General features: G+C 63.0%; 17 protein-coding genes and 2 riboswitches. Of the genes, 8 read left to right on the top strand and 9 right to left on the bottom strand.

The annotated features are described in order from the left end of the window. The first annotated feature begins 17 nt into the window (after positions 1–17). The gene (locus JAB1_RS06710; RefSeq protein WP_070279238.1) at positions 18–1,655 is read left to right on the top strand and encodes a methyl-accepting chemotaxis protein; all 1,638 of its coding nucleotides are present in this window, start codon (positions 18–20) and stop codon (positions 1,653–1,655) included. Here JAB1_RS06710 and JAB1_RS06715 read toward each other — a convergent pair. Then, positions 1,652–2,326 carry a ribonuclease HI family protein gene (locus JAB1_RS06715; protein WP_070279239.1) on the bottom strand — a complete coding sequence of 225 codons (675 nt, stop codon included), beginning with the start codon at positions 2,324–2,326 and terminating at the stop codon, positions 1,652–1,654. The genes JAB1_RS06710 and JAB1_RS06715 overlap by 4 nt on opposite strands. Before the next feature lie 142 nt (positions 2,327–2,468). Between JAB1_RS06715 and JAB1_RS06720 the strand changes: the two genes are divergently transcribed. Both JAB1_RS06720 and JAB1_RS06725 read left to right on the top strand, forming a co-directional pair. Beyond that, positions 2,469–3,677, top strand: a complete 1,209-nt coding sequence (locus JAB1_RS06720; protein WP_070279240.1) for an NAD(P)/FAD-dependent oxidoreductase — start codon at positions 2,469–2,471, stop codon at positions 3,675–3,677. 59 nt (positions 3,678–3,736) lie between these two features. Then, the gene (locus JAB1_RS06725; RefSeq protein ID WP_070257404.1) at positions 3,737–4,303 is read left to right on the top strand and encodes an Rrf2 family transcriptional regulator; all 567 of its coding nucleotides are present in this window, start codon (positions 3,737–3,739) and stop codon (positions 4,301–4,303) included. A gap of 18 nt (positions 4,304–4,321) precedes the next feature. Here the strand turns inward: JAB1_RS06725 and JAB1_RS06730 are convergent, their stop codons facing one another. From JAB1_RS06730 to JAB1_RS06745, 5 genes are all read right to left on the bottom strand, one after another. Continuing rightward, positions 4,322–4,663 (bottom strand): hypothetical protein, encoded by a 342-nt coding sequence (locus tag JAB1_RS06730; protein WP_070279241.1) that lies wholly within the window; start codon positions 4,661–4,663, stop codon positions 4,322–4,324. Between the two features lie 36 nt (positions 4,664–4,699). After that, positions 4,700–7,384 (bottom strand): magnesium-translocating P-type ATPase, encoded by a 2,685-nt coding sequence (mgtA, locus tag JAB1_RS06735; protein ID WP_070279242.1) that lies wholly within the window; start codon positions 7,382–7,384, stop codon positions 4,700–4,702. 524 nt (positions 7,385–7,908) lie between these two features. After that, positions 7,909–8,187 (bottom strand): hypothetical protein, encoded by a 279-nt coding sequence (locus tag JAB1_RS29385; RefSeq protein WP_139144442.1) that lies wholly within the window; start codon positions 8,185–8,187, stop codon positions 7,909–7,911. A gap of 208 nt (positions 8,188–8,395) precedes the next feature. Continuing rightward, positions 8,396–9,010, bottom strand: coding sequence for a TetR/AcrR family transcriptional regulator (locus tag JAB1_RS06740; RefSeq protein WP_083299592.1), 615 nt, complete (start codon positions 9,008–9,010; stop codon positions 8,396–8,398). A 22-nt stretch (positions 9,011–9,032) separates the two neighbouring features. Then, a complete protein-coding gene (locus JAB1_RS06745; RefSeq protein ID WP_070279243.1) occupies positions 9,033–10,250 on the bottom strand; it encodes a Bcr/CflA family efflux MFS transporter in 1,218 nt (405 codons plus the stop codon). 163 nt (positions 10,251–10,413) lie between these two features. Here JAB1_RS06745 and JAB1_RS29825 point away from each other — a divergent pair, with 163 nt between their 5' ends. After that, entirely contained in the window at positions 10,414–10,572 is a 159-nt protein-coding gene (locus JAB1_RS29825) for a hypothetical protein (RefSeq protein ID WP_161789584.1), read from the top strand. A 184-nt stretch (positions 10,573–10,756) separates the two neighbouring features. Here the strand turns inward: JAB1_RS29825 and gcvP are convergent, their stop codons facing one another. The 3 genes from gcvP to gcvT form a co-directional block, all read right to left on the bottom strand. Next, positions 10,757–13,657, bottom strand: a complete 2,901-nt coding sequence (gene gcvP / locus JAB1_RS06750; RefSeq protein WP_070279244.1) for an aminomethyl-transferring glycine dehydrogenase — start codon at positions 13,655–13,657, stop codon at positions 10,757–10,759. Between the two features lie 103 nt (positions 13,658–13,760). Further along, complete coding sequence (gcvH, locus tag JAB1_RS06755; RefSeq protein WP_034784168.1) at positions 13,761–14,141, bottom strand: glycine cleavage system protein GcvH; 381 nt, start codon at positions 14,139–14,141, stop codon at positions 13,761–13,763. A gap of 70 nt (positions 14,142–14,211) precedes the next feature. Beyond that, a complete protein-coding gene (gcvT, locus tag JAB1_RS06760; RefSeq protein WP_070279245.1) occupies positions 14,212–15,333 on the bottom strand; it encodes a glycine cleavage system aminomethyltransferase GcvT in 1,122 nt (373 codons plus the stop codon). A 74-nt stretch (positions 15,334–15,407) separates the two neighbouring features. After that, a riboswitch (glycine riboswitch) is annotated at positions 15,408–15,513 on the bottom strand. A 28-nt stretch (positions 15,514–15,541) separates the two neighbouring features. Further along, positions 15,542–15,628: riboswitch (glycine riboswitch) on the bottom strand. 168 nt (positions 15,629–15,796) lie between these two features. Between gcvT and JAB1_RS06765 the strand changes: the two genes are divergently transcribed. From JAB1_RS06765 to JAB1_RS06780, 4 genes are all read left to right on the top strand, one after another. Next, on the top strand, positions 15,797–16,369 hold the full coding sequence (locus tag JAB1_RS06765; RefSeq protein ID WP_070257426.1) for an ATP-dependent Clp protease proteolytic subunit: 573 nt from the start codon (positions 15,797–15,799) through the stop codon (positions 16,367–16,369). A 146-nt stretch (positions 16,370–16,515) separates the two neighbouring features. Continuing rightward, a complete protein-coding gene (locus JAB1_RS06770) occupies positions 16,516–17,151 on the top strand; it encodes a phosphatase PAP2 family protein (protein WP_225317295.1) in 636 nt (211 codons plus the stop codon). A gap of 184 nt (positions 17,152–17,335) precedes the next feature. Next, positions 17,336–20,863: a chromosome segregation protein SMC gene (gene smc / locus JAB1_RS06775; RefSeq protein ID WP_034784164.1), complete on the top strand. Its 3,528-nt coding sequence runs from the start codon at positions 17,336–17,338 to the stop codon at positions 20,861–20,863. Next, on the top strand, positions 20,860–22,023 hold the full coding sequence (locus tag JAB1_RS06780) for a cell division protein ZipA C-terminal FtsZ-binding domain-containing protein (RefSeq protein ID WP_070279247.1): 1,164 nt from the start codon (positions 20,860–20,862) through the stop codon (positions 22,021–22,023). Before smc ends, JAB1_RS06780 begins: the two co-directional genes overlap by 4 nt. The last annotated feature ends 5 nt before the right edge of the window (positions 22,024–22,028 follow it).

Here is a 22,028-nt window from a genome sequence, read left to right on the forward strand (position 1 = left end):
TTTTTTAGGATATTCACATGAATTTGTTAAGAAACGTCAGTATTGGTGTGCGCCTCGGCCTGGGTTTTGCCGTGATTTTGCTGTTTTCCATGGTCATCACGGGCATCAGCGTGTGGCGCTTGCATGATGTGGCCATGGCCACGCGCACCATGATGGAATTGCCGCTGGCGAAGGAACGCTATATTTCCGACTGGTACGCGAAGATCGACAGCGGCGTGCGCCGCACCACGGCCATCGCGCGCAGCAGCGACACCACACTGGGCGCGTATTTTGCGGAAGAGGCCAAGCAATCGTCCGTCGTATCGGGCGAATTGCAAAAGAAAATCGAAGCCTTGATTTCCAGCCCGGAAGAAAAGGAACTGTTCCGCCTGGTGAGCGAACAGCGCAAGGTTTACCTTGATTCGCGCGCGCAAGTGTCGAAGCTGAAAGCGGATGGACAGGAAGCCGAGGCAGAAAAGGCGTTCCAGGGCATCTTCGTGCCCGGTTCGACGAAATACCTGAAAGTGGTCAACGACATGCTGCAGCACCAGCGCGCCAGCATCGACAAGACGGCGCGCGAGATCGACGAGGTCGCCAAGACGAGCCGCAATTTGCTGCTGACCCTGGCCGTGCTGGCGCTGGGCTTTGGCGTCGTCTGCGCCTGGTTGTTGACGATGGGCATTGTGCGCCCCCTGCGCACGGCCGTGGACATCGCCCGCAAGGTAGCCGATGGCGACTTGACGGCGCAGATCGACGCCAGCGCCAAGGATGAAACGGGGCAACTGTTGCTGGCCCTGAAAGACATGAACACGAGCCTGCTCAACATCGTCAGCGAAGTGCGCACGGGCACGGACAGCATCGCCACCTCGTCGACGGAAATTGCCGCCGGCAACCAGGACCTGTCCTCCCGCACGGAAGAGCAGGCCGGTTCGCTGGAAGAGACGGCTTCGTCGATGGAAGAGTTGACCTCGACCGTGAAACAGAACGCGGACAATGCGCGCCAGGCGAACCAATTGGCGGCCTCGGCGGCGCAAGTGGCCGTCAAGGGCGGCGAAGTCGTGGCGCAGGTCGTGGGCACGATGGAATCGATCAATGCGTCATCGAACAAGATCGTCGACATCATTTCCGTCATCGATGGCATCGCCTTCCAGACGAATATCCTGGCCTTGAACGCGGCCGTGGAAGCGGCCCGCGCGGGCGAGCAGGGCCGTGGCTTTGCCGTCGTGGCGTCCGAAGTGCGCAACCTGGCGCAGCGTTCCGCTTCGGCGGCGAAAGAGATCAAGACCCTGATCGGCGCGTCCGTGGAGCAAGTCAACGCGGGCAGCATGCTGGTGGCGCAAGCCGGCTCGACCATGAACGACATCGTCGACAGCGTGCAGCGCGTGAGCGACATCATCACGGAAATCACGGCGGCCAGCAGCGAGCAAAGCGTGGGCATCGACGAGATCAACCGCGCCATCGGCCAGATGGATGCCGTCACGCAGCAAAATGCGGCGCTGGTGGAAGAGTCGGCGGCTGCCGCCGAATCGATGCAGCACCAGGCGCACAACCTGGCGCAAGTGGTCAGCGTGTTCAAGCTGAACGGGCAGCAGGCCAGTGTCAGCGGATTGAAGGGAGTGAAACGTCCGGTGGCGAAAGAGCCGAAGGAAGCGTTGCGGATCGGCCGCGCCGCTTAATCCTCTGCTACCCAGCCGGTAATGGCCAGCTGGGACAGCCGGTCCGCCTCGCCATTCCTGTGGCGCGGCAGCCAGCGCAAGCTCACATCAGTAAACTGTTCCAGCAGGGCCACTACGGTGGCCCTTTGCGTTTCCAGTCCCTTGGCCCCCAGCGGCGTCGTTCCCAGCACATCATTGATCACCACCTGGCTGTCGCCGTACAGCAGCAGTTGCACGGGCGGCGGGCGCACCTTGAGTGCCGCCTGCAGCACGGCCGTCAGGGCCGCATATTCCGCGTCGCTGCTGCTGCCATAGCCGGCAGCCTCGCTCACTTCGATGCGCTCGCCGTTTGGCCCCAGCAGCAGGGCGCCTATGCCCAGCTTGCCCGGGTTCGGATGGGCGGAACCGTCGAACCAGCCGCGCCAGGCCGACGCCGGCACTGCCATCACCCGCCGCGCCGCCTGCGCCTGCTGGCGATCGCTGATTTTTTGCGCCTTGCGCTGTGCGTCGGCCGCACGCGCCTGCAGCCGCGCCGCCAGCAGGGCGGCCAGGCCCAAGCTGCCGGATGCCTGTTCCAGTATCCGCCGCAGCGCCGCGTCGCCCGCGATGCCTTCCAGCGCGGCCAGGCGGCGTGCCTGTGCCCGCTCGCTCTTGAACGCTGCTGCCAGCAATGTTTCCAATTCCTCTTGCATGGGGCTTTCCCTCATCATCGTGCCGCGAATCTACGCGAGTGCGGCACAGTCCGCAAGGCGGGCTGTTGCGATTTTGGCGGGCCAGCTTGCAACTCATAACGCGGAGTGATATAGTCTGCGTTATCAAATCAAGGAGAAAAACATGACACAGCGCGTATTGATCATTGGTGCCGGCTTTGCCGGATTGTGGAGTGCCCTGGCAGCCGTGCGTCGCCTAAGGCTGGAAAACATTGCCGCAGGCGAGATCGAAGTGGCGCTGGTGGCGCCGGAAGCCATGCTGACGATGCGCCCCCGCCTGTACGAACCGGCACCCGCCAGCATGGTGGCGCCGTTGCAGCAACTGTTTGACGAGACGGGCGTGCGCTTCATCGCCGGCAAGGTCGATGCCATTCGCAGCGACAGCGACGAAGTCGACATCGTCGCTGCCGACGGCAGCCGTTCGACCCTGGCCTACGATCGCCTGGTGCTGGCGGCCGGTAGCAGCCTGTTCCGGCCGAATATTCCGGGTCTGCAAGAATTTGCCTTCAGCACCGACCAGCGCGACGACGCGGTGGCGCTCGATGCGCACCTGCATGCGCTGGCCGCCCGGCCCGCATCTGCCGCGCGCAATACCGTCGTGGTGGCCGGCGGCGGCTTCACGGGCATCGAGCTGGCGGCCGAGCTGCCGGCCCGTCTGCGCGCCATCCTGGGCGAAGATGCCGATATCAAGGTGATCATCGTCGAGCGGGCGCCCGATATCGGCCCGGATCTGGGGCCGGGACCGCGCCCCGTGATCGAGCAGGCGCTGGCGGAGCTGGGCGTGGAATGCCGGCTCGGTTCGGCGGTGGCCGCCATCGACGCGGATGGATTGACGACGGCCGATGGCGAGCGCATCGAAGCGCACACCGTGGTGTGGACGGCGGGCGTACGGGCCAGTGCGTTGACGGCGCAGGTTCCCGGTGAGAAAGACGCCGCGGGACGCCTGCGGGTGGCGCATGATTTGCGCGTGCCTGGCGCCGGCAAGGTCTTTGCCACGGGCGACGCCGCCGTTGCCGCCACGGATGACGAAGGCAATCACACGCTGATGAGCTGCCAGCACGCCATGTTCCTTGGCCGCTCCTCGGGCGACAATGCCGTGGCTGACCTGCTGGGACTGGCCACGCGGCCCTACCGCCAACCCTATTATGTGACCTGCCTGGACCTGGGAGCATGGGGGGCGGTCGTGACGCAGGGCTGGGAGCGCAAGGTGTGGCTGACGGGCAGCGAGGGCAAGGCCATGAAGGTGGCCATCAATGGCCGTGTGATTTATCCGCCTGCCGATAGTGCCGCGGCGCTGGCCGCCGCCGATCCGGCGTTCGAGCTGTCGCTGTAGCCTTGCGGCTGCAAACGGGGAGTGCTACAGTCCCCGTTTTGCAACGGAGGAATGGCATCATGGCACATTATGGAAGCGGCACCGAGTATGGCTTGCATTGCCTGCTATATCTGGCACAGCCGCTTGCCGAGCCTGCCAGCAGCCGCGACCTGGCGGAGTTGCAGGGTATTTCCGTCTCCTTCCTGGCGAAAATCTTTCCCAAGCTGGAGAAGGCGGGCATCGTGACCGCGTCGGAAGGCATACGCGGCGGTTATCAGCTGGCGCGCCCGCCCGGCGACATCAGCGTGCTCGACGTGGTGGATGCCATCGAAGGCCCGAAACCCCTGTTCGATTGCCAGCAGATCCGCAGCCGCTGCACCCTGTACGAAGGCGAGCCGCCGGGCTGGATGACCAGCGGCGTGTGCGGCATCCATGCCCTCATGCTGCGCGCCGAGAAAAGCATGCGCGCCGAACTGGGCAAGACCACCTTGCTTGACCTGGCGCAAGGTTTTGGCAGTGTCGCGCCGGCCGGCTTTGGCGCGGATGTGCAGGGCTGGTTCAGCGGCCGCGTGCAGGAGCGCAGCGAGGCGCGCATCGCCGCCGTGCGCGGACCGAAGTCGCGCCGCATCAAGGACGATGTGGTTTGACGCTCATTTGACGCTACTTCACGGTTTCAACAGCACGGTATCGACCAGGCTGCCAATCCAGCATAGCACCAGCACGCCCACGGCCACCGTCATGGCGGGGCCGTCATTGGCGGACAGGGCATCGACTTTTTCCACGATCAGCTGCACGTCGAAGGGCAGGGCACCGCTGTCGATCTGTGCCATTATCTGGTCCAAACGTGCCATGATCTGGCGCACGACGATCACCAGCGCGACCAGGGCCGGTACGAGGAAGAGGCAGCCGCGTGCCTTGCGTTGCAATACGAAATGCCCGCTGCCGGGAAAAACCAGGGCCGACAGCAGCAGGGCGAGATTACGCTTGGAAGGAGGGGAGCCGCTCATGCGTGCCTTGTGTGGGTGGAAGAGCGGCTCATCATACTATTGCCAGCCGAATTTGCGCAGATACACGCGTTTCATGAACGTCGTCAGCACCGTGTAGCAGACGAGGATGCCCAGCAGCCAGGGGAAGTAGCCCAACGGCAAGGCCTGCAGCTTGAAGTAGGTCGCCAGCGGACCCATCGGCAGGAACACGCCCACGGCCATGATGGCGGTGGTGGCCACCAGCAGGGGCACGGACGCGATGCTGTCGATGAACGGCAGCTTGGGCGTGCGGATCAAGTGCACGATCAGGGTTTGGGTCAACAGCCCCACGACGAACCAGCCGGACTGGAACAGGGTTTGCTGCTCTGGCGTATTCGCGCCAAACACATGCCACATCAAGATAAACGTGCTGATGTCGAAGATCGAGCTGATCGGGCCGAAAAAGACCATGAAGCGGCCGATGTCGCGCGGATTCCAGCTCAGCGGCTGCTGGATCAGTTCGGCGTCGACATTGTCGAAGGGAATGGCGATCTGCGACACGTCATACAGCAGGTTCTGCACCAGCAAGTGCAGCGGCAGCATGGGCAAGAACGGCAAAAAGGCGCTGGCCACCAGCACGGAAAACACATTGCCGAAATTCGAGCTGGCTGTCATGCGGATGTATTTCAGCATGTTGCTGAAGGTGCGCCGGCCTTCCAGCACGCCTTCTTCCAGCACCATCAGGCTCTTTTCCAGCAGGATGATGTCGGCCGCTTCCTTGGCGATATCGACGGCGGAATCGACGGAAATGCCGATGTCGGCCGCGCGCAGGGCGGGCGCGTCGTTGATGCCGTCGCCCATGAAGCCGACGATGTGACCATTGCCGCGCAGGGCACGCACGAGGCGCTCCTTGTGCAGCGGGCTGAGCTTGGCAAACACGGTATTCTCTTCCGCTGCCCTGGCCAGGGTGGCGTCGTCCATGTCGTCCAGCTGCGGGCCTTGCAGCACGCCGTGCACGGCCAGGCCCACTTCGCGGCAAATCTTCGCCGTCACCAGGTGATTGTCGCCCGTCAAGACCTTTACCGTCACGCCGTGTTCCGCCAGCGCGCGCAGGGCCGGTGCCGTCGATTCCTTCGGCGGATCGAGGAAGGCCACATAGCCGATCAGGGTCAGCGCCGTTTCATCGGCCACGCCGTACACGGTTTTGTGGGGCGGCACTTCCTTGACGGCCACGGCCACCACGCGCAAACCTTCCGCGTTCAGGCCATGCGTGGTTTCCAGCACCTTGGCCAGCAGGGCCGCATCGAGGGGAATATTCACGCCGCCCAGGCGCAGATGGCTGCAGGCGGCGAGGATTTCCTCGACGGCGCCCTTGCAGATCAGCTCATGGTGGTCGTTTTTTTCGGAAACGACGACGGACATGCGGCGGCGCACGAAATCGAACGGGATTTCATCGACTTTCACGTAATCGCGGGCCAGCTGCATTTCCGTCTGCAGCTCAACATGGTCCAGGACGGCCCGATCGAGCAGGTTTTTGAGGCCCGTCTGATAGTGGCTGTTCAGATAAGCGAATTGCAGCACTTCGTCGGAGGGCTGGCCGAACACGTCCGTGTGGCGCTCGAGCACGATCTTGTCCTGCGTCAAGGTGCCCGTCTTGTCCGTGCACAGCACGTCCATGGCGCCGAAGTTCTGGATGGCGTCCAGGCGTTTCACGACGACTTTCTTTTTCGACAGTTTCACGGCGCCCTTGGCCAGAGTGCTGGTGACGATCATGGGCAGCATTTCCGGCGTCAGGCCGACGGCGACGGACAGGGCAAACAGGAACGCTTCCATCCAGTCGCCCTTGGTCCAGCCATTGATGAGGAACACGAGCGGCGCCATCACGAGGGCGAAGCGGATCAGCAGCCAGCTGACGCTGTTGACGCCCGCCTCGAAGGCCGTCGGCGTACGCTCGGTGGCCGTCACGCGCGTGGCGATGGTGCCGAAATAGGTGCGGTTGCCTGTGGCCAGCACCAGCGCCGTGGCGGCGCCGGAGATCACGTTGGTGCCCATGAACAGCAGATTGGCCAGTTCCATGGGATCTCGGCCTGCGCTGTCGGACAGCTCGGCCATTTTTTCCACCGGCAAGGATTCACCCGTCATGGCGGCCTGGCTGACGAACAGGTCTTTCGCGGAAAGCAGGCGGCAGTCGGCGGGAATCATGTCGCCGGCCGACAGTACGATGAGGTCGCCCTGCACCAGCTGACGGATAGGCAGCTCGATCTGCTGGCCGTTGCGCAGCACGGTGGCCGTATTGCTGACCATGGCTTTCAGGCGCTCGGCGGCCCGGTTCGAGCGGCCTTCCTGCACGAAGCGCAGCAGGGTCGACAAGATCACCATGGTGCCGATGACGATGGTGGCTTTCGGGTCTTCCGTCAGGTAGGACACGATGGCCAGCACGGTCAGCAGCAGGTTGAACGGATTCTTGTAGCACAGCCACAGGTGCTGGTACCAGGCCAGCGGTTTTTCATGCTCGACTTCATTGGGGCCCGTTTGCGCGCCGATGACTTGCGCCTCGGCATCGCGCAAGCCTTCCAGGCGCGTGTGCAGGCGGTTCAGGGCGCTATCGAGGTCTTCATGGGCGGCAGCCAGCAGCTGGCGCGCCAGGTGGTCGGGCACTGGGCGGGCCGTGCTGTTTTCCAGTGGCATGGCGCGCCGGCGGAAGTGGCCGGCCGTATGGCGCTTGCGCAGGAACGATTCGAATAAGCGGGTGAAGAGATTCATGGCTCTTCCTTTCACGACGAGGTGTTGACGGGCGGCGCAGCCGCAGGCAAGACTTGCGTGCCGCCAACGCAACATGGCGAGGCATGGCGCTGGCGGGCAATCCGGGTCAGTAGCCGGTCGCGATCGGAAAGAGGGGGAGAGGCGCGCAGCCGTACTGGCCGCGCGAGACGCCGCACCTTGCTCAGCAAGGCACGGAGAAAACGGAATTCCGCGTTGCTTGCTGTTTAGCTGCCGAGGCAATCACCGATATAAGATCGGCTACTGTCACTAGAACAAGTACCCACGTGGGACTCCGTAAATGAATAATGAGGGCATCTTATGGATGTGCTGCAAGAGTGTCAACTGAAGAAATCTTAGGTTTCCAAAGTGTAATGTCGTTGTGAGCAAATACGAACGTTCGATGTTAAATAATAAAGGTTGATGCAAAGAATGCGGGCGGAGATGCCCTCGGGGGCCTCTGTTCTGGCTGGCAGCGCCATTGGCGTAGATGTGAGAATGCGTGATTTTTTTCGCTTGGCAATCCGTTATGCTCGGGTACGCTGATTGGCTGGCAATAGCCATGGTAAATACCATGCATATACAGAAAAGCATTGTCTATGGAATTGATCGTTGGGGCGGTAATAGCCGGGCTTGTTGTCATGTTCTTTGTCGGCAAGCATTTTTCTAAAAAACTGCCCAAAGAAACACATTTCGAATGTGCCCGTTGCGGCACGCTTGTACGCCACACCGATCGAACCATAGCCGCCTGGCGCAACAACAAAACCACATTCTTTTGCCAGTCCTGTCATATGAAATGGGTTCATGCCAGGACGCCACGAGAGCGCGGCACTTCTCCTGCAGCTCCCATATCCGGATCCAAATCAGGATGCCTTGGCGTCGTGGTGCTTTTTGTCGCCGTTCCGCTTGCTGGCTTTCTACTGGTGCACGCATACGCCTGACCTATGTTGGGCGTGGTGTGCCTTGCCAAAAACTTCCCGCTCCTTTCACAGTGTGGCTGTCGCCGATACCGCGTCAGGCCGATTGCGCCGCCATCGCCAGCGAATCGGACAATATCTGCCACAAGGCCGCGTGGCGCTGCTGCAGCGCGGCGCCGCCCGCGTAGATCAGTTCCACGTGCAGGCTGTCGACAATGCCCAGGTAGGCTTGCGCATACAGGTCGACGCGTTGCGGCGCCAAGGCGGGTGCCAGTCGGCCCAGGCTGGCCACGTAGTGCTGCTGCAACTGCGCCAGCAAGGCTTCGTAGCCCGTGCCGACTTCGATGCGCAGGGGCGCGGGCGGCAAATACGCCGTGCGCAGCAAAAAGCGCAAATGGGCCGAGTCCGCATAGCGCTGCGCCATGCGGTCGCAGTACAGGGAGCCGGCCAGAGCACTGCCGGCCGTGGCCACCAGCGCCGCTTCATCGGCGAAACAGGCATCCATGAAGGCTTGCTCTTCGGCCAGGGCATCGGCAAAGACGTCGAGGAAGAGGGCATCCTTGCCGGCGAAGTGCGAATACAGCGAAGCCTTGCGCATGCCCGCCTGCCCGGCGATGTCGCTGAGGGACGAGGCATCGTAGCCGTGCTCCGAAAAGTGCACGACGGCGACGGCACAGATGTTATCGGCCGAAGCCGAGCGTTTTTTCATCATTGGGGTGAGTGTGAGTGAGGCGTCAGTGCGCTCCCAGGCTGCTGGCATGGACCGGATGGCCGCGCGCAGTGGCCAGGGTCAGCCATGATACCAGCAGGCCGGCCACGGTCAAGAACAGCAGCCAGGGCAATGGCCCCCATTCGGACAGGCTGGCCGCCAGCGGCGTGGCCATCGACGACAAGGTCATCTGGATGGCGCCCAGCAGGGCGGCCGTGGAGCCGAGCGCGCGCTGCTGGGAACCCATGGCCATGGCCATCAGCGCCGCTTCCGCGATGCCCAGGCCAAACAGGGCCACGAACATGCCGGGCACGACGGCGGCGATGCCCGCTCCCGCCCAGGCACCGAGCAGGGCAAGTCCCGCGCCGCCCAGCATGGCCGCGCTGCCCGTCACGCTCAACCGCGCCACGCCATACTTTGCCACCAGGCGACCGCTGGCCATCGCACCGAGCAGCACGGCCACGCCCGTGGCGCCGAACACCAGGCCGAAACTGCTGGCGGACAGGCCGAAGTCGCGCTGGTACACGAGCGACGCGCCGCCGATATAGGCAAACAGGAAAAAGAAAGTGGCCGACAGGGCCAGCGCGGGCAGCAGGAAGGCGCGGTCCAGCGCGATGCGCGCATACGTGCGGTGCATGCCTTGCGGCGAGACGCGGCGGGCGCGGGGCAGCGTTTCCGGCAGGAACAGCGCGCTATTGAGCAGGGTCAAGACACCGAGCGCGGCCAGGGCCAGCATCACGGCGCGCCAGCCGTAATGCGCGTCGAGCAAGCCGCCCACGGCCGGCGCCAGCACGGGCGCCAGGCCCACGATGGTCATCAGGAGGGCAAACAGCTGCGCCGCCTGCACGCCATCGGCCACGTCGCGCACCATGCTCATCACGACGACCAGGGTCAGCGCCGCGCCCAGGCCCTGCAGGGTGCGCGCCAGCAGCAGGGTGGTCAATTGGTCGGCCTGCGACGCCCATACGGCGGCAAGAATGTAGACGGCGATGCCGACCAGCAGCGGACGGCGCCGGCCCAGCATGTCGGTCAGCGGGCCGCACAGCAGCTGCCCGCCGCCCAGTGCCAGCAGGAACACGGTCAGGCTCAGCTGCACATTCGCATACGAGGTGTGCAGCTCGCGCGCCATGGCGGGCATCGAAGCCAGGTACATGTCGATGCCGGCCGGACCGAGCACGGCGACCAGGGCCAGGGAAGCCGCCAGCCCGAGACTGGCGGCGGGAAGAGGGGTTTTCTGCTGCATTGCGCTTCCTTTGTATCGTCAAAAAACACGGCATGGACATTGCCGTCTTTTTTATTGTACACTGACTACCTACCGATAGGTAGTCAACTCGATAAAGGCAAAGGATGACGACGATGATGAACGTAACAATGGCGGCTGCGCCGCATCTGCGGGGAGAGCGGACATGACGGAAGTGGGTATTTCGCTCAGCGGCGTCGCTGTCGCACTGCTGTTTGCCGCCTGGAGTTCGCACCGCGCCCGCTGCGAGCGGCGCGATGTCGTGCTGTTGACGATGCTGGGCACCGTGCTGGGGTTGCCGGGCGCGGCCTTGCTGGCGCTGTAACGTTGTCACGTTGTAGGTCGGATTAGCGGAGCGTAATCCGACATCGCCACAAGCGCCAACCATGTGTCGGATTACGCGCTTGCGCGCTAATCCGACCTACGTGGATGTGCAGGCATAAAAAAAGGCAGGCCGCGTGGCCTGCCTTCTTGTCGTCGACACGCCCGCGGAAGCGGGCGCCCGGCGCTTACTCTTCTTCGTACGAGCTGATCGGAGCGCAGCCGCAGAACAGGTTGCGGTCGCCGTACACGTTGTCGGCGCGGCCGACTGGTGGCCAGTATTTGCGCTGGCGCAGGGAAGCGACGGGGTAGGCGGCGATTTCGCGGCTGTACTTGCGTTCCCAGTTGTCCGACATCAGCACCTGTGCCGTGTGCGGCGCGTTTTTCAGCGGGTTGTCGTCGTGGTCGAATTCACCGCTGGCGACCTTGGCGATTTCCGCGCGGATGGCGATCATGGCGTCGATGAAACGGTCGATTTCCACTTTCGATTCGCTTTCCGTCGGCTCGATCATCAGGGTGCCCGGCACGGGGAAGCTCATGGTCGGCGCATGGAAACCGAAGTCCATCAAACGCTTGGCCACGTCTTCGTTGCTGATGCCGGTGGCGTCCGTGATCGGACGCAGGTCCAGGATGCACTCGTGCGCGACCAGGCCATCGTGGCCCGAGTACAGCACGGGGTAGTGCGGCGCCAGGCGGCGCGCGATGTAGTTCGCCGCCAGGATCGCCGTCTCGGTCGCTGCCGTCAAGCCTTCCGCGCCCATCATGGCGATGTACATCCACGAAATCGGCAGGATGCTGGCCGAGCCGAATGGCGCGGCGCTGACGGCGCCGATGCCGGCCACATCGCGCTGGTAGCCGGAGGAACGCTGGTTCGGCAGGAATTTCGCCAGGTGGGCGCCGACGCCGATCGGGCCGACGCCTGGTCCGCCGCCGCCGTGCGGGATGCAGAAGGTCTTGTGCAGGTTCAGGTGCGACACGTCGCCGCCGAACGAGCCGGGAGCGGCCACGCCGACCAGCGCGTTCATGTTGGCGCCGTCGATGTAGACCTGGCCGCCGTGCGAGTGGATGATCTCGCACAGTTCCTGGATGCCTTCTTCAAACACGCCGTGGGTGGATGGGTAGGTGACCATTACGCAGGCCAGGTTGGCGCTGTGCTTTTCCGCTTTCGCTTTCAGGTCGGCCAGGTCCACGTTGCCGTTGGCGTCGCAGCTGGTGACGACCACCTGCATGCCGACCATGTTGGCCGATGCCGGGTTGGTGCCGTGCGCCGACGACGGGATCAGGCAGATGTTGCGGTGGCCTTCGCCGCGCGATTCGTGGTAGGCCTTGATCACCAGCAGACCTGCGTATTCGCCCTGCGAGCCGGCGTTCGGCTGCAGCGAGACGGCCGCGTAGCCTGTCAGCGCGCACAGCATCTCTTCCAGTTGCGAGATCATTTCGCGGTAGCCGACCGTTTGCGCATCGGGAGCGAACGGGTGGATGTTGGAGAACTCGGGCCAGGTGACGGGAATCATTTCACTCGTCGCGTTCAGCTTCATGGTGCACGAACCGAGCGGGATCATGGTGCGGTCCAGCGCCAGGTCCTTGTCGGCCAGGCTGCGCAGGTAGCGCAGCATTTCGTGTTCCGAGTGGTAGCTGTTGAAGACGGGGTGGGTCAGGTAGGCGCTCTCGCGCGCCAGCTGCGCCGGCAGGGCGCTGGTGACGCCAGCTTCCACGCTGTCCAGGTCAGGCGCGGCAGGCGCGTTGGCCAGACCGTGCGCGAACACTTTCCACAGCAGCGCGATATCGTCGCGCGTGGTGGTTTCATCGAGCGATACGCCGACGTGGGTATTGTCGATCTTGCGCAGATTGACGCCGTGGTGCATGGCCGTCGCGTGCAGTTGCGCCGCATCGGCGACATTGATGGTCAGGGTGTCGAAGTAGCTCGCGTTGACGACGCCATAGCCGAGGGTCTTCAGGTTGGCGGCCAGCACGCCCGTGTAGCGGTGCACGCGCTGGGCGATCTGCAGCAGGCCGGCAGGACCGTGGTAGACGGCGTACATCGAGGCCATCACGGCCAGCAGCACTTGCGCCGTGCAGATGTTCGAGGTCGCTTTTTCGCGGCGGATATGCTGTTCGCGCGTTTGCAGGGCCAGGCGATATGCCTTGTTGCCTTGCGCATCGACGGTCACGCCGACCAGGCGGCCCGACATATTGCGCTTGAATTCATCGCGTGTCGACAGATAGCCCGCGTGCGGGCCGCCGAAACCGAGCGGCACGCCGAAGCGCTGGCTGTTGCCGACGACGACGTCGGCGCCCCATTCGCCCGGCGGCGTCAGCATGGTCAGGGCCAGCAGGTCGGCCGCGACGATGACCATGGCGCCATTCGCGTGCAGTTTTTCCACGCCGGCGCGGTAGTCGCGCACGACGCCGTTCACGCCAGGGTATTGCAGCAGCACGCCGAAGCAGGCGTCCAGCGACTCGATTTCAGCCGGGTCGAAGGTACGCACTTCGATGCCGATCGGCTGGGCGCGCGTCTGCACCACTTCCAGCGTTTGCGGCAGCACGTCATTGGCGACGTACAGCACGTTCGACTTCGACTTGCCCACGCGCTGGATCAGGGTCATCGCCTCGGCGGCGGCCGTGCCTTCGTCCAGCATCGAGGCGTTCGAGATGCCCATGCCGGTCAAATCCGTGATCACTTGCTGGAAGTTCAAAATCGCTTCCAGGCGGCCTTGTGAAATCTCTGGCTGGTAAGGCGTGTACGCCGTGTACCAGGCCGGGTTTTCAAAGATGTTGCGCAACACGACGCCAGGGGTGAACGTGTTGTAGTAGCCCTGGCCGATCAGGGATTTGAGTACCTGGTTCTTGCCGGCGATGGCTTTCAGGCGCGACAGGGCTTCCTGTTCCGGCATCGGCTGCGAGTACGCGCCCAGGGGCAGGGCGCCCTTGTTGCGGATGTTGGCCGGTACCAGGGCGTCGATCAGCGCGGCGCGCGATGGATAGCCGAGGGTCGCCAGCATGGCTTGCTGTTCGGTGGCAGAAGGGCCGATGTGGCGGGCGATGAAGGCATCGCGTGCTTCGAGTTGGGTCAGGCTGGTGCGGGTCATGATATAGAGGCCAAAAAAGACTGAAAAACCGGGATGCGGCGCGCGGGCGCAGCGCAGAAAAAATGCAAACGGGCCGCGATTGCGGCCCGTGAGTCAAACGCGATTACGCGCCGGTGGTGGCGCCATAGGCGGCAGCGTCGAGCAAGCCGTCCAGGGCCGACACGTCGGCTGGCTTGATCTTGAACAGCCAGTTGGCGTAGGCGTCGGCGTTGATCGATTCAGGCGAGTTGACCACGTCGTCGTTGACGGCCACGACTTCGCCGGCGATCGGCGCGTAGATGTCGCTCGCTGCCTTGACCGATTCCACCACGGCGGCGTCGTCGCCGGCGCCGTAGGTATTGCCCACGGTTGGCAGTTCGACGAAGACGATGTCGCCCAGGGCGTCCTGCGCGTACTCGGTGATGCCGACGGTGATCGTGCCGTCGCCTTCAAGGCGTACCCATTCGTGGGAAGCGGTGTACTTCAGTTCTGCAGGAATGTTCATGTGTGGCTCCAGATGGTAAGTGTTCGTTATTGATTATGGTTGTACGGTCTTGCGGGCGGCTCTAATACGCTTACGCAGCCAGGATTTTACCGTTACGCACGAAAGGCAGCTTGACAACAGAAGCGGCCAGCTGCTTGCCGCGGATTTCCACGTGCACGGTGTCGCCCACGTTCACGCCGTTCGGCACGCGCGCCAGGGCAATCGCTTCCTGCATCGTCGGGCTGAAGGTGCCGCTGGTGATTTCGCCCGTGGCTTCGCTGCCGGCGATGATGACTTTCTGGTGGGCGCGCAGCACGCCGCCTTTCTCGCGCAGGATCAGGCCCACGAATTGCGCGTTCTGGCCTTTGGCCAGCAGGGCGGCCTTGCCGATGAAGTCGCGCTCGCTGACCAGGTCGATGGTCCACGCCAGGCCCGCGTCGAGCGGGTTGACGGTTTCATCCATGTCCTGGCCGTACAGATTCATGCCCGCTTCCAGGCGCAGGGTGTCGCGCGCGCCCAGGCCCGCCGGCTTGACGCCGGCCGCTGCCAGGGCGTTCCACAGCGCTTCCACCTGGGTGGCGGCCACGCCGATTTCAAAGCCGTCTTCGCCCGTGTAACCGGTGCGCGCCAGCATGACCTCGCCGAAAGCCGTGTCCTTGACGATGACGACGTTGAATGGCTTGATGGCTTCGGAGGCGGCTTGCGTTTCCGGCAGCACTTGCCACACCTTGGCGCGGGCGTTCGGGCCTTGCACGGCGACCAGCGCCATGGCGTCATTGCCGTCGCGGCGCTGGGTGATCGTCAGGCCGCTGTTGGTGCTGGTATTTTGCTGCTGCATCCAGGCCACGTCTTTTTCCGCCGTGCCCGCGTTGACGACCAGGCGGAACCAGTTTTCATTGAAGAAGTAGACGATCAAGTCATCGATGACGGTACCTTCGGCATTGAGCATGCACGAGTACAGCGCCTTGCCCGACACTTGCAGCTTGTCAACGTTGTTGGCCAGCAAGCCGCGCAGGAAAGCGCGCACGTTCGGACCTTCGATATCGACCACGCACATATGGGACACGTCGAACATGCCGGCGTCGCCGCGCACGGCATTGTGTTCTTCGATTTGCGAGCCGTAGTTGACGGGCATGTCCCAGCCGCCGAAATCGACCATGCGGGCGCCGAGGGCACGGTGGGCGTTATTGAGTGGGGTCGCTTTGAGCGTCATGGATTCCTCGGGACGAAGGTAAAAGGGGAGTTAACAAAACATAGAATAGCCAAACACGGCTTTCCAGCGTGATCACTGACCCCCCTGTCCTTTGTACCTGAGAGATTACGGGGGCTTGCCCCGTGCGCCCCTTCGGTGGGCCGCCGGCAATAGCCGCGGCCGCTCTCCAGAGTTGAGCTGAAACGTGTCGCCAAAGCAACAGCTTCAGTTCGCCTGATCGGTCCTTTTGCCTGAGAGTTTTTGGGTAGTGCCCCTTCGGCGGCAACGCTGGTTTGCCCTCTCCCGATCAAGTGGAAGGAATATATGCCAGCAAGGTGTTTCTGTCAATCTGAAAAGACGTTGCCAGATTGCAGCAAAAGCCCCGGTTTGCGGGGCTGGCAGGGCGCTGGCCCGGTGCAAAAGGGCGCCCGGCCGCGCGGGAATGCGCTATGATGAAATCCTGGCTTTCTTGCGGGTGCCTGCCATGAACACTACACAAAGCGAGACGCAAAACAACACCGAGCAGCACGGTTACTTTACCCTCTCGGGCGACGTCAACAGTGACATGGTGCGGCGCGTCTTCAACGCCGTGGCCGACATCACGGAAGACAAGCTCACCACCGCGCACATCCTGATCCAGTCCAACGGCGGCTATGTCAGCGATGGCATCTGTCTGTACAACTTCCTCAGCAAGTTGCCGCTCGACATCATTACCTACAATGCGGGCGCCGTGGCATCCATCGCCGTCACCCTGTTCCTGGCGGGGCGACACCGCCACGCCAGCGATACGGCCCGCTTCATGGTGCACAAGTCGCATGCGACAGCCTCGCCCGGATCGCGCCCCGACGCGCTCAGCATCATCGTCGAGGGCTTGCGTGCCGACGACATGCGCACCGAGCGCATCCTGCGCGGCCACGTCAACCTGACGGAAGAGCAGTGGCAGGTGCACGCGTATTCCGACCTGCACCTGACGGCCGACCAGGCGCTGGAAGTGGGCATGATCGAATCGATCCGCGACTTTGCGCCGCCCAAGGGCAAGCGCTTGACGAATATCTGACGCGTGCCTTGCAATGCCCGGCGGATGGTTTGGCGTGGAAATTTTGTAATCGAATGTAATTCTTCGCTGCAGCACAGCAAAAGCCGCGCGGAACAGCACTGAGTCGTGGCATAGTGCAAGCTGATCATGAAATAAGTGCAGGCACGATGACTTGGTGGAATGGAATTTCTTTTGCGGCCGATATGGCCGTGATGGGGCCGGCTGGCGTGGCGATCGCCCTGTGGCTGCTCGTTTCGCGCCAGTGGCGCCTGGTACTGAGCTGGAGCCTGTGGTACGGCGGCGGTCTGGCCCTCGTGGTGCTGTCGAAGCTGGCCTTCATGAGCTGGGGTGTCGGCAGCAGCGCGCTCGATTTTACGGGTTTCAGCGGCCACGCCATGCGCGCCGGCGCCGTGTTTCCCGTGCTGATGTATGTGCTGCTGCAGCGGGCCGCACCGCGCTGGCGCCATGCCGGCGTGCTCGTCGGCGTGGCGTTTGCCGTGCTGGTGGCTATTTCCCGCGTGGTCGTCCATGCGCACAGCGTGTCGGAAGCCGTCAGCGGCTGCGTGCTGGGCCTGGCGCTGGCGCTGGGCTTCATGTGGAATGCCCGCGGCGCCGTCAATTTCGCCGTCAGCCATGCGCTGGCCCTGGCCAGCCTGGTGCTGATGGTGGTGCTCAGCTTTAAGGCCGAACCCATGCCGACCGAGCAATGGCTGCAAAAACTGGCCCTGGTGCTGTCCGGCCATGAGCGTGTTTTTTCCCGCGAAGACTGGAAACTGGCACAGGATGGCCGCCCAGCCCCATGATGCGGGGCAGGCTGGCGCCTGGCGCCACGGTTTTTTGGCCAGAAAAGCATCAGGAAATGGTATGATGAACCACTTTTTTTGCGGTGCATGGTCAGACAGCCGCCGCGATGGTGCATCTGAAGTGAATATGAACCGGGTTCACCCATAATATAACCGCCAGCATAGGCCAGGAACTCTAAAACACGTGCGTCTCTCTTCCATCAAGTTGTCGGGATTTAAGTCTTTCGTCGATCCCACCAATTTCCAGGTGCCAGGCCAGCTCGTGGGCGTGGTCGGGCCGAATGGCTGCGGCAAGTCGAACATCATCGACGCCGTGCGCTGGGTGCTGGGCGAATCGAAAGCGTCGGAACTGCGCGGCGAGTCGATGCAGGACGTCATTTTCAATGGCTCCACGCACCGCAAGCCGGCCGGCCGCGCCTCGGTCGAGCTGGTATTCGACAACAACGATGGCAAGGCCTCGGGCCAATGGGGCCAGTACGCCGAGATCGCCGTCAAGCGCACCCTGACGCGCGACGGCACGTCCACCTATTACATCAATGGCCAGCCCGTGCGCCGGCGCGACATCCAGGATATTTTCCTTGGCACGGGCCTCGGTCCGCGCGCCTACGCCATCATCGGCCAGGGCATGATTTCGCGCATCATCGAATCGCGCCCCGAAGAATTGCGCGTCTTCCTGGAAGAGGCGGCCGGCGTCTCCAAATACAAGGAACGCCGCCGCGAGACGGAAAACCGCCTGCAGGACACGCGCGAGAATTTGCTGCGCGTGGAAGACATCTTGCGCGAACTCAATGCCAACCTGGAAAAGCTGGAAGCGCAGGCGGCCGTGGCCACCCGTTTCCACGCCTTGCAGGCGGACCAGGAAGAAAAACAAAAACTGTTGTGGTTGCTGCGCAAGAACGAGGCGCAAAACGAGCAGACGCGCTATTTCCGCGAAGTGGAACAGGCGCAGACGGACCTGGAAGAGCAGACGGCCAAGCTGCGCAATGTGGAACTGACCCTCGAGCAGATGCGCCAGGCGCACTTTGCCGTGGGCGACCGTTTGCACACGGCGCAAGGCCATCTCTACCAGACGAATGCGGAAATCGGCAGCCTGGAAGCGCAGATCAAGTTCGTCATCGAATCACGCGCCCGCCTGCAGGCGCAGCTGGCGACCTTGACGGCCCAGCGCGACCAGTGGACGCAGCAAGGCGGCGAATACCAGGAACAGATCGAAGAGGCGGAATTTCATCTCGAAGAGCTGGCTGCCAAGGTCGAGCAATCGCAAATGATGGCGGAGCAGAAGGGCGAGCAATTGCCCGAGCTGGACGCCGCCTGGCGCGCCGCGCAAAACAAGAGCACGGAATCGCGCGCCCGGATCATGCAGGCCCAGCAGCAGCTGGAACTGGAATCGGCACACCAGCGCAACGCCTCGAACATCCTGGCCAGTCTCTTGAGCCGCCGCGAGCGCCTGCAGCAGGAAAAGAACAGCCTGAGTTTGCCCGACAGCAGCCATCTGGAAAACCTGAAACTGCAGCTGGAAGAAAAGCAGCAAACGCTGGAAGAACAGGGTTTCTACCTGGAAGAAGCTCTGGAGCAGCAGCCCAAATTGGAGCAGGAACGGATGGAGGCGCAGGCGCAGGTCAATGCCGAAACAGCCGCCAACGCCCAGCTGGAAGCGCGTCTTTCCGCCTTGAAACAATTGCAGGAACGGGTACAGACCCAGGGCAAGGTTCAGCCATGGCTGAAAAAGCACGAGCTCGACACCTTGCCGCGCCTGTGGCAAAAGCTGCAGATCGAAGCGGGCTGGGAAGCGGCCATGGAATCGATCTTGCGCGAGCGCACGTCGGCCTTGCAACTGTCGAACATCGACTGGGCCAAGGCATTCTTTGCCGACGCGCCGCCGGCCAAGCTGGCCCTGTATGCGCCATCCACCGTGGCGCCGCTGCCGATGCCGGAAGTGGCGGGTCTGAAACCGTTCCTGAACTTGCTCAAACTCAATGATCCGGGCTTGCGCGGCTTGCTGCAGGATTGGCTGTACAACGCCTACGCCGTGGAAGACGCGGCCGAAGCCCTGGCCGAACGCGCAAAATTGCCGCCAGGCGGCTACTTCGTCACGCGTGCCGGTCACGTGGTCACGGCCACCAGCGTGCGCTTCTATGCGGCTGATTCGGAGCAGGAAGGCATGCTGGGCCGCCAGCAGGAAATCGAGAATATCGGCAAACAGTTGCGCGCCCAGCAATTGCTGGCCGAAGAGGCGCGCGCCCGTTCCGTGCGGGCCGACGCGGCCGTGGGGGCCTTGACGCGCAACCTGTCCGACCTGCGCCTGCGCATCCAGCAACTGACGGCATCCGTGCATACCTTGCAGCTCGACGTGGTCAAATTGTCGGAAGTGGAAGCGCGTTTCAACCAGCGCAGCACGCAGATCGGCGCCGACCTGGCCGAAATCGCCGCGCAGGAAGCGGAACAGATGCAGACCAAGCTGGAATCGGAAGAAAAATTCGAACAGCTGGACATGGAACTGGGCAACTTGCAGGAAGCGCACGAAGACGGCCATACGGACTTCCTGCAGAAGGAACAACGCCTGGCCGAAGCGCGCGAAGCCTTGCGCGACCTGGAACGAAACGCCAAGGATACGGAATACGCGGAAAAAGCCCACCGCGCGAAGATCGAGGAATTGCGCCGCAACATCGCCACGGCCAGTACGCAGGCCCAGCAAGTGACTGCCAGCCTGCAGGCGGGCGAACTGGAACTGGCCAACCTGGAAAGCGGTGCGGCGGCCGACGGCTTGCAGGACTTGCTCGAACGCCGCACGACGCAGGAGCGGGCGCTGGCCGATGCGCGCCATGAACTCGATCAGATCACGCAGCAGTTGCGCCTGTCCGAAGATGCGCGCACGCAATCGGAACGCAGTCTGCAGCCGCAGCGCGACAAGATCATGGAAATGCAGCTCAAGGAACAGGCCGCGCGCCTGAACCAGGAGCAATTCGCCCAGCAATTGCTGGAGTCGGGCGCCGATGAAGCTGTCCTGACGGAAAAATTGCACCCGGATATGCGTCCCTCGTATCTGCAGGGCGAAGTGACGCGTTTGACGAATGCCATCACGGGCCTGGGCGCCGTCAACCTGGCCGCGCTGGACGAGCTGGCGCAGGCATCCGAGCGCAAGAACTTCCTCGATGCCCAGAATGCCGACCTGACGGAAGCGATCAATACGCTGGAAGACGCGATCCACAAGATCGACAAGGAAACGCGCGACTTGCTGCAAGACACGTTCGACAAGGTCAACCACCACTTTTCCGAGCTGTTCCCGATTCTGTTCGGCGGCGGCCAGGCGAAACTGACCATGACGGGCGACGAGATTCTCGATTCCGGTGTACAAGTCATGGCGCAGCCTCCCGGCAAGAAAAATGCCACCATCCACCTGTTATCGGGTGGAGAGAAGGCGCTGACCGCGACCGCATTGGTGTTTTCCATGTTCCGCCTGAATCCGGCGCCGTTCTGCCTGCTCGACGAAGTCGATGCACCGCTGGACGATTCGAACACGGAACGCTTCTGCCGCATGGTCAAGCGCATGTCCGACCAGACCCAATTCCTTTTCATTTCGCATAACAAGATTGCGATGGAAATGGCCCATCAATTGATCGGTGTGACGATGCAGGAGCAGGGCGTATCGCGCATCGTGGCGGTGGACATGGAGTCCGCCGCAAATTTTGCAACCGAGGCACAAGCAGCATGACAGACCTTCAAATTACCTTGTTCGGCGCCGGCGGCGTCTTTATCGTCGGCGTTTTCTCGTATAACAAATGGCAGGAATACAAGGCCAAGAAAAGCGTGGAACGGGCCTTTTCCACTGACCACGACGACGTGCTGATGCGCGAGGGCGATGCCCCTGCGGTGGAAACCCAGGAACCCGTCTTGCGCCAGGAGCCGCGCTTCGACGCGGCGCCCGCCGCCAAGGCCGAACCATCGTTCGGCGCGCCGCCAGCGGCCCCCGTACCTGACGCGCCCGTGCATGCGGAACCTTCGCTGGCCGATGCCGACCCTGCACCCGCAGTCCCTGCCGCGCCGGCGCAGCAGGAAGTCAGCGCCGCCAGCGAACAGGCAACCAGCCTGGTCGACCCGCTGATCGATTGCCTGCTGCCCCTGTCGCTGGAAGCGCCCGTGCGCGGCGACAAGATCCTGCCCGTGCTGCAAACCCTGCGCCTGGTGGGTAACAAGCCCGTGCACTTCATCGGCTTGCACGTGAATGGCGACTGGGAACCGATCACGCATGGCGGTGTCTACACCAAGATGCAGGGCGGCGTGCAGCTGGCCAGCCGCAGCACGGCCTTGAATGAACTGGAATACTCGGAACTGGTCACGCGCCTGCGCGGTGTGGCCGACGAGATCGGCGCCGAGCCGGAAGTGCCCGACATGATGGAAGTGATGGCCGAAGCGCGCAATCTGCACCGCTTCGTTGCCGGCCACGATGCCCAGCTGGGCGTGAACCTGCACACGAATGGCGCGCCATGGGCCATTTCCACCTTGCTGTTCGCGCTGGAAAAACAGGGCTTTGACGTGCGTCCTGATGGCCGTTTCGTCATGCCGGACGGCGATGGCGGTTATCTGTTCTCGCTGTCGACGAATGTCACCCTGGCCGAAGAAACGACGCCACGCCTGACCCTGTTGCTGGATGTGCCATGCGTGGCGCCTGCACGCGACGGCTTCGGCGCCATGGTCGCCTGCGCCAAGGCACTGGTGGGCCGCCTGGACGCGACCATCGTCGATGATTACAACCAGGCCTTGTCCGATGCGGCGCTGGCCGAGATCGCCGGCCAGGTGCAAGAGTTTTACCAGGAAATGGACGCGGCCGACATTCCGGCCGGCTCCACCCGCGCCCTGCGTTTATTTAGCTGAAGAAT

It is taken from the genome of Janthinobacterium sp. MP5059B (genome assembly GCF_001758645.1).
GTDB lineage: Bacteria > Pseudomonadota > Gammaproteobacteria > Burkholderiales > Burkholderiaceae_D > Janthinobacterium > Janthinobacterium lividum.

Excerpts from the sequence above, each read along its gene's own strand:
- JAB1_RS06740 (WP_083299592.1), bottom strand. The coding sequence starts at position 9,010 with ATGATGAAAAAACGCTCGGCTTCGGCCGATAACATCTGTGCCGTCGCC.
- JAB1_RS06765 (WP_070257426.1), top strand. The coding sequence starts at position 15,797 with ATGAACACTACACAAAGCGAGACGCAAAACAACACCGAGCAGCACGGT.
- JAB1_RS06720 (WP_070279240.1), top strand. The coding sequence starts at position 2,469 with ATGACACAGCGCGTATTGATCATTGGTGCCGGCTTTGCCGGATTGTGG.
- JAB1_RS06745 (WP_070279243.1), bottom strand. The coding sequence starts at position 10,250 with ATGCAGCAGAAAACCCCTCTTCCCGCCGCCAGTCTCGGGCTGGCGGCT.
- gcvH (WP_034784168.1), bottom strand. The coding sequence starts at position 14,141 with ATGAACATTCCTGCAGAACTGAAGTACACCGCTTCCCACGAATGGGTA.
- JAB1_RS29385 (WP_139144442.1), bottom strand. The coding sequence starts at position 8,187 with ATGAACCCATTTCATATGACAGGACTGGCAAAAGAATGTGGTTTTGTT.
- JAB1_RS06725 (WP_070257404.1), top strand. The coding sequence starts at position 3,737 with ATGGCACATTATGGAAGCGGCACCGAGTATGGCTTGCATTGCCTGCTA.
- gcvP (WP_070279244.1), bottom strand. The coding sequence starts at position 13,657 with ATGACCCGCACCAGCCTGACCCAACTCGAAGCACGCGATGCCTTCATC.
- gcvT (WP_070279245.1), bottom strand. The coding sequence starts at position 15,333 with ATGACGCTCAAAGCGACCCCACTCAATAACGCCCACCGTGCCCTCGGC.
- JAB1_RS29825 (WP_161789584.1), top strand. The coding sequence starts at position 10,414 with ATGACGGAAGTGGGTATTTCGCTCAGCGGCGTCGCTGTCGCACTGCTG.
- mgtA (WP_070279242.1), bottom strand. The coding sequence starts at position 7,384 with ATGAATCTCTTCACCCGCTTATTCGAATCGTTCCTGCGCAAGCGCCAT.
- JAB1_RS06710 (WP_070279238.1), top strand. The coding sequence starts at position 18 with ATGAATTTGTTAAGAAACGTCAGTATTGGTGTGCGCCTCGGCCTGGGT.
- JAB1_RS06730 (WP_070279241.1), bottom strand. The coding sequence starts at position 4,663 with ATGAGCGGCTCCCCTCCTTCCAAGCGTAATCTCGCCCTGCTGCTGTCG.
- JAB1_RS06715 (WP_070279239.1), bottom strand. The coding sequence starts at position 2,326 with ATGCAAGAGGAATTGGAAACATTGCTGGCAGCAGCGTTCAAGAGCGAG.
- JAB1_RS06770 (WP_225317295.1), top strand. The coding sequence starts at position 16,516 with ATGACTTGGTGGAATGGAATTTCTTTTGCGGCCGATATGGCCGTGATG.
- JAB1_RS06780 (WP_070279247.1), top strand. The coding sequence starts at position 20,860 with ATGACAGACCTTCAAATTACCTTGTTCGGCGCCGGCGGCGTCTTTATC.